Source organism: Bacillus cereus group sp. RP29, assembly GCF_040459765.1.
In the GTDB taxonomy this organism is placed as follows: Bacteria; Bacillota; Bacilli; order Bacillales; family Bacillaceae_G; genus Bacillus_A; species Bacillus_A paranthracis.
This window is the reverse complement of sequence record NZ_JARVHN010000001.1, coordinates 2,981,991-2,996,427: the sequence shown is the minus strand read 5'-3', so window position 1 is coordinate 2,996,427 and position 14,437 is coordinate 2,981,991. Positions and strand designations below refer to the sequence as shown.

The following is a 14,437-nucleotide window of genomic DNA, read 5'->3' as shown; positions in this document are numbered from 1 at the left end:
GTGATTAGATGGCTATCCCATCTATTTCAGTATATAAAATGCCAATTGAATCAGAACTACCAAAAAATAAAGTGGATTGGAAACCAGATCCGAAACGTGCGGTTCTTCTAATCCATGACATGCAAGAATATTTTCTTGATGCATATAGCGATAAAGAGTCACCGAAAGTAGAACTCATTTCAAATATTAAGGTGATAAGAGAAAAATGTAAGGAACTTGGTATACCAGTTGTTTATACAGCGCAACCGGGTGGACAAACACTAGAACAACGAGGGTTATTACAAGATTTTTGGGGGGACGGTATTCCTGCTGGACCAGATAAAAAGAAAATTGTCGATGAACTTACTCCTGATGAGGATGATATATTCTTAACAAAATGGAGATATAGTGCATTTAAAAAGACAAATCTATTAGAAATTTTAAATGAACAAGGAAGAGATCAACTCATTATTTGCGGTATTTATGCGCATATTGGCTGCCTTTTAACAGCTTGTGAAGCATTTATGGATGGAATTCAGCCGTTCTTTGTAGCGGATGCAGTTGCTGATTTTTCACTAGAACATCATAAACAAGCGTTGGAGTATGCGTCAAATAGATGTGCAGTAACGACATCAACTAACAGTTTGTTAACAGAGTTACAAGGTTTAAAAGATGATGATGAAATCACTTTACAAAAAGTACATGAACTAGTTGCACAATTACTTCGTGAACCAGTAGAGAGTGTTGGGACTGATGAAGATTTATTAAATAGAGGACTTGATTCGGTCAGAATTATGAGTTTAGTAGAGAAGTGGCGTCGCGAAGGAAAGGAGATTACTTTTGCGGATTTAGCAGAGAACCCAACAGTTGTTGATTGGCATCGCTTATTATCTCTGCAAACAGAACGTGTACTTTAATATAGACTACATAATAAAGGGGTAGTGAAGAATGCCTAATAGTCAAAAGATTCGTCATTCGTTATCATCTGCGCAGTCTGGTATGTGGTTTGCGCAACAATTAGATCCGCTTAATCCAATTTATAATACTGGGGAATATGTAGAAATAAACGGAAATATTCATCAAGACATTTTTGAATTAGCTGTACGTAAAGTTGTAATGGAAGCAGAAGCACTTCATGTTCGCTTCGAAGAGGATGAAATTGGCCCATGGCAAGTTATTGAAGAATCACAGTTTCATATGCATTTTATTGACGTTCGTAAAGAAGAAAATCCTGAAGAGGCTGCTAAAGCATGGATGAAAAATGATTTATCTATGCCAGTCGATTTGAAAAAAGATACTTTATTTATTGAAGCACTTATTCAAGTTGAAAATAATCGTTTCTTTTGGTATCAGCGCATCCATCACATTGTGATGGATGGCTATGGATTTTCACTTCTTAGCCAAAAGGTAGCGAATGAGTATACATCACTTATAGAAGAAACAAACAAGAATGAAAAGACATTTGGTTCTCTTGCAAAAGTTGTGCAAGAAGATATGGAGTATCGTGAGTCTAAACAATTTCAGGAAGATCGTGCTTTTTGGTTAGAAAAATTTGCGGATGAACCAGAAGTTGTAAGTTTGGCAGAACGAGCACCGAGAACATCGAATGGATTTTTACGTGAAACAGCTTATTTATGTAGTTCTAGTACGAAAGCTTTACTAGAAAATATCAATATTTCGTTAACAAGTTGGCCGGAATTCATTGTCGCTGTAACAAGTATTTATATGCATAAATTAACAGGTGAAAATGATATTGTTTTAGGTTTACCGATGATGGGGCGTCTAGGTTCTGCATCTATTCATACACCGAGTATGGTAATGAATTTAGTACCACTTCGTCTTACTGTAACTCCAAATATAACTCTCGTAGAATTATTGCAGCAAGTTTCTAAAGAAATCCGAGCTGTACGTCGCCATCATAAATACCGTCATGAGGAATTAAGAAGAGACTTAAAGTTATTAGGTGAAAATCAAAGATTATTTGGACCGTTAGTGAATGTTATGCCTTTTGATTATGGGCTTAACTTTGCGGGGAATCGTGGTATTACACATAATTTATCAGCGGGACCTGTCGATGATTTATCAATAAATGTATATAAACGTTTTGATCAAAATGAGCTAATGATTCATTTTGATGCGAATCCGGAAGTATATAATGGTGCGGAGCTAGCATTGCATAAAGAAAGATTTATGCAATTATTAGAATTAATGATAAATGCTTATCAAAAAAACGAGTCAATTGGAAAGATAAACATTACTCTTCCTAAAGAAAATCATAAAGTTTTATTGGAATGGAATGAAACGAAGGAAGACGATGAGTTAATCAGTCTACCTATATCATTTGAAAAACAAGTGCAAAAAACTCCAAATAAAGTAGCAGTTACTTGTAACGGTGTAGATCTTACGTATAAAGAGTTAAATGAACGAGCGAATGAACTAGCACATTATTTAGTAGAAGAAGGAATAAGACCAAATCAGTTTGTAGCTTTAGTATTTCCAAGATCAATAGAAATGGTAACTAGTATGCTAGCAGTTTTAAAGGCTGGTGCAGCGTATTTACCAATAGATCCAGAATACCCAGCTGAGCGAATAAATTATATAGTAAATGATGCAAAACCAGTTTGTATCATAACACATTCATCTGTTTCATCTAAGTTAGTTATAGAAAATGATATGAAAAAAATTGTATTAGATGACGAAGAAACGAAACTAGCATTACATACATATTCTCGTATGAATATAGAATGTAAGAATGATGTATCAATTTTAAACCCAGCCTATACAATATATACTTCAGGCTCAACGGGTAACCCAAAAGGTGTAATTGTTCCTATGAGAGGTTTAAGTAACTTTTTAATGGCTATGCAACAAAAGTTTTCGTTACATGAACATGATCATTTATTAGCAGTGACAACATTTGCGTTTGATATTTCTGCTCTAGAAATTTATTTACCTCTTATTAGTGGTGCAAGTTTAACAATTGCGCAAAAGGAAGACATTCAAGAGCCTTCTGCATTAACGACACTTTTACAGGAAGAAAGAGTGACCATTATGCAGGCTACACCGACGCTTTGGCAGGCGTTAGTAACTGATTATCCAGAGAAGCTACAAGGGCTAAACATACTAGTTGGTGGTGAAGCTCTTCCAGCGCATTTAGCAAATAAATTAAAAGAATTAGGTTGTTCATTAACTAATTTATATGGACCAACTGAAACGACTATTTGGTCTACTGTCATGAACATCGATGAAAGGGAAAGTGGTATACCTCCTATTGGAAAGCCAATTTGGAATACAGACGTGTATGTATTAGATGCAGGTTTACAACCAGTACCACCTGGAGTAATTGGTGAATTGTATATTGCAGGGGAAGGGCTTGCAAGCGGATATTTAGGAAAACCGGAGTTAACAGCTGAACGGTTTGTTGCAAATCCTTATGGAAAACCAGGGCAGCGCATGTACCGTACAGGTGATCTAGTAAAATGGCGCAGTGATGGTGTTTTAGAGTACATGAACCGCGCAGATCATCAAATTAAAATTCGTGGTTTCCGAATTGAATTAGCTGAAATTGAAATGGTATTACAACGCCATGAAAATATTAAGCAAGCAGTGGTTATGGTACGAGAAGATCGTCCAAATGATAAACGAATCATTGCGTATATTGTTGCCGAAGAGAAGGAAACGATTCATCTTTCAGAAATTCGTTCTTATGTTTCAGAAAGTTTAGCGAATTATATGGTGCCATCAGCATTTGTATTGCTAGAAGAATTACCATTAACGCCAAATGGAAAGGTTGATAGAAAGAAATTACCTGCTCCTGATTTTAATGGCATGAACAATGAGAGAGTTGCTAGAAATCCGAAAGAAGAAATATTATGTCATTTATTTGCAGAAGTACTTGGTGTTTCTCGCATTAGCATTGATGATAATTTCTTTGAAATGGGTGGACATTCGCTTCTTGCATCGCGTTTAATGGCAAGAATTCGTGAAACGTTAAGTGTCGAATTAGGAATTGGAAAACTATTTGAATCGCCAACTGTTGCTGAATTAGTGAAACAATTGGATCGAGCAAAAACTGCAAGACCAGCGATTAAGAAAGTAAGTAGGCCAAATGAAGTTCCACTTTCATTTGCACAGCGTAGATTATGGTTCTTACATTGTTTAGAAGGTCCAAGTCCTACTTATAATATTCCGTTAGTCATTCGTTTGTCTGGAAAGTTGAACGAGGGAGCATTACAAGGTGCCTTTTATGATGTAGTCGAGAAACATGAAACACTTAGAACAATTTTCCCTAACGTATTAGGTAGTTCCTACCAGGAAATTTTACATATGGAAAACTTAAATCTTGAAATGATTATAACAAATACATGTAAAAATGAATTAGAAAGTGTACTTGCGGAGGCTGTAAGATATAGCTTTAACCTCGATGTTGAACCAGCAGTTCGTTTGCAACTATTTACAGTGAATGAAAACGAACATGTATTACTAATTCTATTGCATCATATTGTAGGGGATGGCTGGTCGTTACAACCGTTGACGAGAGATTTTACAGCGGCGTATAAAGCGCGATGTCAAGGGAACAAAGTACAGCTGGAGACACTTCCAGTTCAATACGCAGATTATGCACTTTGGCAACAGCAATTGTTAGGGGATGAAACTACACAAGAAAGTCTCATTTCAACACAATTAGATTTTTGGAAGAAAGAGTTAAAGGGATTACCAGATCAATTGGAGTTACCTACAGATTATCAGCGTCCAATGGAAACGAGTTACAGAGGAGAAACAATTCATTTTCATATAGATGCAGGTATGCATAGTAGGTTAGTAGAGCTCGCACGGAAAAACGGAGTTAGTTTGTTTATGGTATTACAAGCAGGACTAAGTGCGCTATTTACAAGATTAGGTGCAGGCACTGATATACCAATTGGAAGTCCGATTGCTGGAAGAAATGATGATGTACTTTCAGATATTGTTGGTTTATTTGTAAATACATTAGTGTTAGGTACAAATACTTCAGGAGATCCAAGTTTTAAAGAATTATTAAATAGAGTGAAGCAGGCAAATCTTGCAGCTTATGAAAATCAAGATGTTCCATTTGAACGACTCGTTGAAGTGTTAAACCCGGTGCGTACTCGAAATAGTCATCCGCTATTTCAAGTTATGTTAGCTTTCCAAAATACGCCAGAAGCAATCTTTGATGTCCCGGATATAGAAACGAGCCTTGAAATTCAAAGTGTTGGCTCTGCGAAGTTTGATTTAACATTTGAAATTAGTGAGAGTCACGGGGTTGATGGTACTCCGAACGGTTTACATGGTTTACTAGAGTTTAGTACCGATTTATATAAACATGAAACGGTTCAAAAACTAATAGAACGATTCATTTTGTTATTAGATGATGCGGCGACAAATCCAGATCAATCCATTGGCAGATTAGAAATATTAACTTTAGCAGAGAAAAATACAGTGTTAGAAAAGTGGAATGGTGGTTTTCAAATTGCACCAGAAATGACATTGCCACAATTATTTGAAAAGCAGGTTCATATTAATCCAAATGCTATTGCTGTCGTCTTTGAAAATAAGAAATTAACTTATGAAGAGTTAAATAGAAAAGCAAATAAAATAGCTCGATTCCTAATAGCAAAAGGAATTGGTCCTGATCAACTCGTTGCTTTAGCGATGCCAAGATCATTAAACATGGTTGTAAGCTTATTAGCTGTTCTTAAAGCTGGTGCTGGATACCTTCCGTTAGATCCAGATTACCCAGCAGACCGTATTTCTTTTATGCTACACGATGCGAAACCATCATGTGTTTTAACGAATTCAGAAGTGGAAATTGAATGTAATGAGGCACTAAAAGTTTTAGTTGATAATGTAAAAGTAATAGAAGAAATTGAGAAACATAGTGAAGACAATATTGATGAAATGGAGCGCGTGAAGCCATTAACTCCATCACATATTGCTTACGTTATTTATACATCAGGTTCAACAGGTAGACCGAAAGGCGTTATGATACCTCATCAAAATGTAGTAAGACTTTTAGGAGCAACTGATCATTGGTTCCAGTTTGATGGAAACGATGTGTGGACGATGTTCCATTCATATGCTTTTGATTTCTCGGTTTGGGAAATTTGGGGACCTTTATTATACGGAGGGCGCTTAGTTGTAGTTCCACATACTGTAAGTCGCTCGCCGAAAGAATTTTTACAGCTTCTTGTTAAAGAAAAGGTAACTGTTTTAAACCAAACTCCATCAGCGTTCTATCAATTGATGCAAGCAGATCGTGAAAATAAAGAGATTGGCCAACAATTATCTTTACGATATGTTGTTTTTGGAGGTGAAGCACTTGAGCTAAGTCGATTAGAAGATTGGTATAGTCGACATCCTCATAACGCGCCGAAGCTTATTAATATGTACGGTATTACTGAGACGACAGTACATGTTAGTTATATTGAGCTAGATGAGAGTACCGTTTCTTTACGAGCAAATAGTTTAATTGGGTGCAGTATACCTGATCTTAAAGTATACGTATTAGATCATTATTTACAACCAGTGCCACCTGGAGTAGTTGGAGAAATGTATGTTGCAGGTGCAGGGCTTGCTCGTGGATATTTAGGAAGGGCAGGTTTAACTGCAGAACGTTTTATTGCAGATCCATTTGGCAAGCCAGGTACAAGAATGTATCGTACTGGAGACTTAGCACGCTGGCGTCAAGATGGGACGCTAGATTATATAGGACGTGCAGATCATCAAATAAAAATTCGTGGATTCCGAATTGAATTAGGAGAAATAGAAGCGGTCATAATGAAACACCCTACAGTTGAGCAAGTAGCAGTTATTGTACGGGAAGATCAACCAGGGGATAAACGATTAGTTTCTTATATCGTCGCATCAAATAATGAAGCGATTGATACGAATGAAATGCGTCAGTTTGCTAGTGGTAGTTTACCAGATTATATGGTTCCATACGCTTTTGTAGTAGTAAATGAGTTCCCTTTAACTCCGAACGGTAAGTTAGATAGAAAGGCATTGCCAGCTCCAGAATTTATCGTATCATCTTCTAGTCGTGGACCAAGAACACCGCAAGAAGAAATGTTATGTGACTTGTTTACAGAAGTACTAAGTGTACCTCAAATTGGAATTGATGACGGATTCTTTGATTTAGGTGGTCATTCACTCCTTGCAGTGCAGCTTATGAGCCGTATTAAAGAAGCACTTGGGATCGAATTAAATATCGGAACTTTATTTGCAGCACCTACTGTCGCAGGCCTTGCTGAAAGACTTGAAGTGGGAAATGGACAAAGTGCACTCGATGTGTTGCTTCCGTTACGAGCAAGTGGAAACCAATTGCCACTATTTTGTGTACACCCAGCAGGTGGATTAAGTTGGTGCTATGCAGGACTTATGAAATCTTTAGGAACAGATTATCCAATCTATGGTGTACAAGCACGTGGTATCGCTAAAAATGAAGAACTTCCAAAAAGTTTAGAGGAAATGGCAGCGGATTATTTAAAACACGTTCGTGAAGTACAGCCTCACGGACCATATCGTTTACTCGGTTGGTCGCTCGGAGGAAATGTTGTGCATGCAATGGCAGTGCAACTACAAAATGAAGGGGAAGAAGTAGAATTACTCGTTATGCTAGATTCTTATCCTGGTCACTTCCTACCGAATACGGAAGCGCCTACTGAAGAGGAAGCGTTAATCGCATTACTTGCTTTAGGCGGATATGACCCAGATAACATGGATGGTAAACCACTTACGATGGAAAGTGCAGTTGAAATCCTTCGTACAGATGGAAGTGCATTAGCAAGTCTTGAAGAAGAGACTATATTGAACTTGAAAGAAACATATGTAAATTCGGTAGGATTATTAGGGAGATACGTACCGAAAGTTTATAATGGAGATATTTTATTCTTTAGATCTACTGTTATACCAGACTGGTTTGATCCTATTTCTCCAAATACATGGCTAAATTATTTAGATGGGAAAATTTTGCAGCATGATATTGACTGTAGACATAAAGATCTATGTCAGCCAGGTCCACTTACGGAAATTGGACAAGTATTAGCGAAATATTTGCAGAATAAGAAAGGGGTAAGGAGAGTATGACGAATCCATTTGAAAATGATAATTACACATATAAAGTATTAATAAATGAGGAGGGCCAGTATTCTCTCTGGCCTGTCTTTCTTGATGTACCTATTGGGTGGAATGTCGTACATGAAGAAGCTAGCAGGCACGATTGCTTACAATATGTTGAAAATACCTGGACAGATTTGAATCCAAAAAGTAATCAAGCTGGTGAAAAAATAGTAGTAGGAAAACGATAATGAAAGCAAAAATAAATCCAAAAGTAGTTGTAAGCATCGTATATATAACAGCGATGTTTATGGCTGCCATGGACGCAACGATTGTAAATGTAGCACTGCAAACGATAAGTAAGGAACTGCAAGTGCCACCATCTGCGATGGGGACAGTTAATGTTGGATATTTAGTTAGCTTAGCTGTTTTCCTTCCGATTTCTGGTTGGTTAGGAGATCGATTCGGTACGAAAAGAGTATTTCTAGCTGCTCTTTTCGTATTTACAACCGCATCTGCGTTATGTGGGATAGCGAACGATATTACATCCTTGAATATTTTTCGTATTATTCAAGGTGCTGGTGGGGGGCTTTTAACACCAGTTGGGATGGCGATGTTATTCCGAACATTTTCACCAGAGGAAAGGCCGAAAATTTCTCGGTTTATTGTGTTGCCAATTGCTGTCGCACCGGCAGTAGGACCAATTATTGGTGGCTTTTTTGTAGATCAAATGTCTTGGCGCTGGGCATTTTATATTAATCTACCATTTGGAATCGTTGCATTGCTATTTGGACTTCTATTTTTAGCAGAGCATGTTGAAAAATCAGCTGGTCGCTTTGATTCTCTCGGCTTTATTTTATCAGCACCAGGATTTGCGATGCTCATATATGCACTCAGCCAGGGACCGTCAAAAGGGTGGATTTCTCCAGAAATTATGAGTACTGGGATAGCTGGGGTTGTATTCATTACATTGTTTATAATCGTAGAACTGAAAGTAAAGCAACCGATGTTAGATTTACGCTTATTAAAAGAACCAGTCTTTAGAAAGATGAGCCTTATTTCATTATTTTCATCAGCTGGTTTACTAGGAATGTTATTTGTTTTTCCACTTATGTATCAAAATGTAATAGGAGCATCCGCACTGGAATCAGGTCTTACTACATTCCCAGAGGCCATTGGATTAATGATATCGTCACAGATTGTGCCATGGTCATATAAGAAATTAGGAGCTCGTAAGGTAATTTCTATAGGGTTAATTTGTACGGCGATTATCTTTATTTTATTAAGTTTTGTAAATCACGATACGAACCCTTGGCAAATACGGGTATTATTGTTTGGCATAGGTATTTTCTTAGGCCAATCAGTTGGAGCAGTTCAATTTTCTGCATTTAACAATATAACGCCGCCTTCTATGGGGAGAGCAACTACTATATTTAATGTGCAAAATCGATTAGGTTCAGCGATAGGAGTTGCTGTTTTAGCTAGTATACTAGCCGGTTTTGGAAATAGCAGTGTACAACATAATACTCATTCAGATTTATTGCCATATCAAGCAGCATTAATTGGATCAGCAATATTTTTACTCGTAGCATTACTATTTTCTTTACGTATTTCTGATAAAGAGGTAATGTCAAAAAAGAAGAAAAAACCGTTACCTGTATTACAAAAAGAGAAAGAAGTTGTAAATGAATAAGTTTGAAAATGGTCTTTTGAAATAAAATGATATTGGTATTTAGAAGGAGAGAGTTTACATGATAGAAAGTAAAGTTGTAGATTCTATACCGATTTTGAATGAGAATGATTGTCAAATATGGTGGGGAAGAATTTCGGATTTACAATCATGGCATTACAATTTACTAAATGATGTTGAACGAGAGAAAGCAAATTCATATCATCATTCGGCAGATCGTGCTCGTTTTATAATCGGTTGTGTAATTAGTAGATTAGTTCTAGGTAAAATACTTTCTATGTCACCAGTTCAAGTGCCAATTGATAGGCTGTGCCCAGTATGTAAGTTACAACATGGTAGACCACAATTACCAGAGGGGATGCCGCAGTTATCGGTTTCACATTCGGGTGAGTGGGTTGTAGTTGCATTTACAAAGTCTGCACCTGTAGGCGTTGATGTTGAACAAATGAATCCAGATGTTGATGTTATGAAAATGGTAGAAGGCGTATTAACCGACATTGAAATAGCGCAAGTTATGAAGTTGCCAAATGAACAAAAAATAGAAGGTTTTTTAACATATTGGACTAGAAAGGAAGCTGTGCTCAAAGCGACAGGTGAAGGTCTAATGATTCCACCAGTGGATATTACTATATCAGCTCCAAATGATCCTCCAAACTTGTTAGTTTTTCAGGATAGACAAGAGTTAGTAGAAAATACAGTGATGAGAGATTTAAGGCCAAGTATAGATTATATAGCTTCAATTGCAATATGTAGTAAAGAAGTCACCGAAATCATACAGCTGGATGCAGTAGCGCTTTTAAATTATAAATAAGTTTAATAAAATATTTTATAGAAGAGGTGTTCCTCATGCTAGTAGCGGAAAATAGAACAAATGAATCCACTTATAATGTACAAGCAATTAAAAATATTTTATTTTCTGGAGATACATCATCTATTCATGCTTTAGAAAAGTTATTGAATGATACAGTTCAGTTTGATGTTCTAGAACAAGAGGTGCTGGATAGACAGTATATCCCGAAAGAAGCAAAGAGTTTCTTTGATAAAAACGGAACATTTCTTTACCGTGTATCCAATATTAGTTATAAAGGGAAAGTATTATCTGAAAATCTCATTTTTGCGGATACCTCGTTTTTACCAAATACAATAAAGAGGGAGCTAGAGAGTGGAAACATTCCAGTTGAAAAACTTATAGAAAAGATGGAAGTAAGAAGGAACGTATTATATGAAGGATATCAGCCTTCTGGGAATATTATTGAATTATTTGATGGATGCTCTGTTTCGGCGCATGTGTATCCAACAAGAAAATATCAAATTGTAAGTAACTGCAGATGCATATTTTATATTTGCGAGGTGTATCATGCAGAAAATATAAAGCAATTACTAAATTAAAACAAGAAACCAGCCTATAAAATGGCTGGTTTCTTGTTTATTTCACAGCTTCTTTTAACTCTTTACCTGCTTTAAATGCAGGAACTTTACCAGCAGCGATTTGAATTTCTTCGCCGGTTTGTGGATTACGTCCTGTACGAGCAGATCTTTCACGCACTTCAAAAGTTCCAAAGCCGATTAATTGAACTTTATCGCCAGACTGTAATGCAGTAGCAATTGTGTCAAATACAGATTGTACAGCTGCAGAAGCATCCTTTTGAGAAATATCAGCTGATTGTGCGACATTTTTAATTAATTCTGTTTTGTTCATGTTTTCACCTCATAAAAAAATTTTTTGGAATGAATGATTTAGTATAATAGATAGTAAAGATAAAGCTATTTATATTGTTAGAAAGAATGCTATATAGTTATGTTAATTTCGTTGCAGGAAACTGAATCCCTGCTAATAATTAGGGATTAATTAAGAAATGATGCATAGAAAACGCTATAATATGAGGATGAGGGGGAGTATACGGATGATTTTTCGTGAAAAGGATGAGAAAGAAAGTACATTAATTCGTCAACATGATCATGGTTTTTTAGCTGGAGAGATTGCAAAGCATATAAAAGAAGATTTTTTTGAAGATGACACATATTTAAAAGAGACAATTGATGCAATATATGAGCATGATAGAGGATGGATAGAACTTGATAAAGTACCAATTTTAAATGATGCTAAAAATATCCCATATACATTTATGGATTGTCCAAGTTCATTACGTTTTGTCTTTTATACGATTGGTTTGAATGAAATTGAAGATTCCAATCCATACGGAGCATTACTTTGTAGTAAGCATTTTTTATCATTTCCATTAAATGAGGAAGATGAAGAGATGATGTCATTTTATACAGGGGAATTGGAACGACAAAAAAGAATATTGACGACGCTAACAAAAGAACAATTTGCGATGTTCGATAAACATTATAGATTATTAAAGTTTTGCGATGAACTTTCTTTATATGTCTGTATGAATAAACCGGGTGTAGAAAAGGAAGAGGAAATTGATTTGTTTAAAGATGGTTTTGAAGGAACAGAAATGTTTAATAGTAAGGAGGAGAAACCTATACAAGCTGAATGGGTGGACAAGGAAACAATTCGGATTACACCGTTTCCATTTCAAAAGGAATTTCATACGTATGTAAAATATAAAACTATAAATAAACAAGAAATTGAAGAAAAAGGAATTGCAAAAGCTGATAGAGAATCAGAAATAAAGAAACAAACTATTCGTTTCATACAATAAGGAGGCGATTTCGATTGAAAGAGTACATGTTAAAACAAGTGGATTACCATGCTTGGGCTAATCTACGATTATTCAATCGACTAAAAGAATTACCAAACTATGAGACGATTTTTACTGAACAGATGCAGAGTGTATTTCCATCAATCAAGGATACGTTTGCCCATATTTATATTACAGATCAAGTGTGGTTACACATATTGCATGGTAAAAGTATGAATGAAGCAATACAAGGCCGAGAAGATTTACGAAAACAAATGGAAAACAAATCGTTACATGAATTAGAAAAAATGTTTGAAAATATGGCAGATCAATATAAAGACTTTTTAAGTACAATACAAGATGTGAATGCTGTATTTGTTATCGAGAATCCGTATGTAGGAAAATTAGAAACTTCAATTTTAGAGTTAGTACAACATGTTGTAAATCATGGTACATATCATAGAGGAAATATAACAGCGATGATTCGTCAACTTGGTCATTCGTCGACAATGATGGATTTTGTTCTGTATTTACATATGGTTAAAAAGCAGGGAGAGTAATATAGTTTATAAGAAGGAGAGGCTTTAGTTGTAGAAGTCTCTCCTTCTATTTTATTCCGCATGAATGGTAGATCAACTGATTAAAGTTTTACTTTATTTCTTAAGAAGCTTTATTTTCTTGTAATTGCTTCGCATATTGTACAGCTTTATATGCATTGACTCTACCGTTTTTCCAGTACGTACCTGTACCAGTAATTTTATCAGAAGTTGACTCAATAATTTGGCGAATTTGTGTATTGCTATATCCTTGATTTGCTAAAAGAGCAGCAACTCCTGCGACATGAGGTGTTGCCATAGATGTACCACTTAATGATTGATACGTGCTTCCTTTATAAGTAGAATATATATTTGAACCTGGTGCTGCAACATCAACCCAGCTACCATAAGTAGAAAATGAAGATTTCTTATCTAATTGGTCTGTAGAAGCAACTGCAATTACTTCGCTGTAATAAGCAGGGTAATTAGCTTTTGTATTTCCAGCATTTCCAGCAGCTGCAACTATAACAGAGCCTTTATTCCATGCATATTGAACGGCTTGTTGTAATGCAGTACCACCATTTGGAGCTCCTAAACTTAAACTAATTACTTTTGCACCCGAATCAGCAGCTTCTCGAATACCTTGCGCTACAGCATCGAGAGTACCACTTCCTTGATTATCTAATACGCGAACAGCATAAATGGAAGTTTGTGGGGCAACACCAGCAATTCCGACGCTGTTATTCGTAAGTGCTCCAGTAATTCCAGCGCAATGTGTACCATGACCATTCCCATCATCAGATGTATTGTCGTTATCAACATAATCATGCCCGTAAATTACTTTCGAAGCCAAATCAGGGTGTGAGCCTTGAACTCCTGTATCAATAATGGCTACTTTTACACCAGGATCACTTCGTTGGCTATCCCAAGCTTGTGGAGCTTGAATTTTTTGTAATCCATATTGATTTTTAAAATATGGGTCGTTTGGAGTCCAAAAGGCGTGAACGTAATAATTCGGTTCTGCATATTCCACATCTGGATTATTTTTATAACTCTTTATTTTTTCTTTTACAGTACCTTTTGAAAATTGAACGACTTCAAAACCTAACTTATCATCTTTAGATAAGACATTAGCTCCGACAGATTTATGAAAAGATTGCACATTACTTAAAGATGCATTTTGCTTGAACTTAACGATTAATTGGTTAGGAACGTAATCAGTAGATGATGTTTCAGCGCTTGAAGTATTCGTGTTAAAGAAGAAACCACCAATAATAAAAGACAAAACAGATAGGAAAACAATGATTTTGTTTTTCAAAAGATTTTTCCTCCCTTTTCTTGGATGAGTTTTTCAGCGACACTTTAATGTCGCATTCCTTTTCAACTATATAGTTAGACCATACGATTTATGACATTTATGTGAAAAACTTTTGGAGGAATAAAAAGGAGTAAACATTGATATAAATATATTTTTAATGATAGTAATAAAGTAAAAGAGGGGATGA

General features: G+C 35.9%; 10 protein-coding genes. 8 read left to right on the top strand and 2 right to left on the bottom strand.

Features of this window, described 5'->3' with window-relative positions; genetic code table 11:
• The first annotated feature begins 8 nt into the window (after positions 1–8).
• The 6 genes from dhbB to QCI47_RS15935 are packed head-to-tail and all read left to right on the top strand — an operon-like array spanning position 9 to position 11,134.
• Positions 9–896: an isochorismatase gene (dhbB, locus tag QCI47_RS15960; protein ID WP_001007245.1), complete on the top strand. Its 888-nt coding sequence runs from the start codon at positions 9–11 to the stop codon at positions 894–896.
• A gap of 31 nt (positions 897–927) precedes the next feature.
• The gene (locus tag QCI47_RS15955; RefSeq protein ID WP_353811856.1) at positions 928–8,085 is read left to right on the top strand and encodes an amino acid adenylation domain-containing protein; all 7,158 of its coding nucleotides are present in this window, start codon (positions 928–930) and stop codon (positions 8,083–8,085) included.
• Complete coding sequence (locus QCI47_RS15950; protein ID WP_000184064.1) at positions 8,082–8,306, top strand: MbtH family protein; 225 nt, start codon at positions 8,082–8,084, stop codon at positions 8,304–8,306. Before QCI47_RS15955 ends, QCI47_RS15950 begins: the two co-directional genes overlap by 4 nt.
• On the top strand, positions 8,306–9,748 hold the full coding sequence (locus tag QCI47_RS15945) for an MDR family MFS transporter (RefSeq protein ID WP_000644781.1): 1,443 nt from the start codon (positions 8,306–8,308) through the stop codon (positions 9,746–9,748). Before QCI47_RS15950 ends, QCI47_RS15945 begins: the two co-directional genes overlap by 1 nt.
• A gap of 58 nt (positions 9,749–9,806) precedes the next feature.
• Positions 9,807–10,556, top strand: coding sequence for a 4'-phosphopantetheinyl transferase Sfp (sfp, locus tag QCI47_RS15940; RefSeq protein ID WP_000572991.1), 750 nt, complete (start codon positions 9,807–9,809; stop codon positions 10,554–10,556).
• 35 nt (positions 10,557–10,591) lie between these two features.
• The gene (locus tag QCI47_RS15935; RefSeq protein ID WP_000959145.1) at positions 10,592–11,134 is read left to right on the top strand and encodes a hypothetical protein; all 543 of its coding nucleotides are present in this window, start codon (positions 10,592–10,594) and stop codon (positions 11,132–11,134) included.
• Positions 11,135–11,171: 37 nt separating this feature from the next.
• Here QCI47_RS15935 and QCI47_RS15930 read toward each other — a convergent pair whose 3' ends face one another.
• Positions 11,172–11,444 carry an HU family DNA-binding protein gene (locus tag QCI47_RS15930; RefSeq protein WP_001043907.1) on the bottom strand — a complete coding sequence of 91 codons (273 nt, stop codon included), beginning with the start codon at positions 11,442–11,444 and terminating at the stop codon, positions 11,172–11,174.
• A gap of 205 nt (positions 11,445–11,649) precedes the next feature.
• Here QCI47_RS15930 and QCI47_RS15925 point away from each other — a divergent pair, with 205 nt between their 5' ends.
• Together QCI47_RS15925 and QCI47_RS15920 are read left to right on the top strand one after the other, a co-directional pair.
• Positions 11,650–12,417, top strand: coding sequence for a DUF3891 family protein (locus QCI47_RS15925; protein WP_061184685.1), 768 nt, complete (start codon positions 11,650–11,652; stop codon positions 12,415–12,417).
• Positions 12,418–12,431: 14 nt separating this feature from the next.
• Positions 12,432–12,956: a DinB family protein gene (locus QCI47_RS15920; RefSeq protein ID WP_000666447.1), complete on the top strand. Its 525-nt coding sequence runs from the start codon at positions 12,432–12,434 to the stop codon at positions 12,954–12,956.
• Positions 12,957–13,056: 100 nt separating this feature from the next.
• Here the strand turns inward: QCI47_RS15920 and QCI47_RS15915 are convergent, their stop codons facing one another.
• Complete coding sequence (locus tag QCI47_RS15915) at positions 13,057–14,250, bottom strand: S8 family peptidase (RefSeq protein WP_000790931.1); 1,194 nt, start codon at positions 14,248–14,250, stop codon at positions 13,057–13,059.
• Positions 14,251–14,437 lie beyond the last annotated feature (187 nt).

Excerpts from the sequence above, each read along its gene's own strand:
- dhbB (WP_001007245.1), top strand. The coding sequence starts at position 9 with ATGGCTATCCCATCTATTTCAGTATATAAAATGCCAATTGAATCAGAA.
- QCI47_RS15955 (WP_353811856.1), top strand. The coding sequence starts at position 928 with ATGCCTAATAGTCAAAAGATTCGTCATTCGTTATCATCTGCGCAGTCT.
- QCI47_RS15950 (WP_000184064.1), top strand. The coding sequence starts at position 8,082 with ATGACGAATCCATTTGAAAATGATAATTACACATATAAAGTATTAATA.
- QCI47_RS15945 (WP_000644781.1), top strand. The coding sequence starts at position 8,306 with ATGAAAGCAAAAATAAATCCAAAAGTAGTTGTAAGCATCGTATATATA.
- sfp (WP_000572991.1), top strand. The coding sequence starts at position 9,807 with ATGATAGAAAGTAAAGTTGTAGATTCTATACCGATTTTGAATGAGAAT.
- QCI47_RS15935 (WP_000959145.1), top strand. The coding sequence starts at position 10,592 with ATGCTAGTAGCGGAAAATAGAACAAATGAATCCACTTATAATGTACAA.
- QCI47_RS15930 (WP_001043907.1), bottom strand. The coding sequence starts at position 11,444 with ATGAACAAAACAGAATTAATTAAAAATGTCGCACAATCAGCTGATATT.
- QCI47_RS15925 (WP_061184685.1), top strand. The coding sequence starts at position 11,650 with ATGATTTTTCGTGAAAAGGATGAGAAAGAAAGTACATTAATTCGTCAA.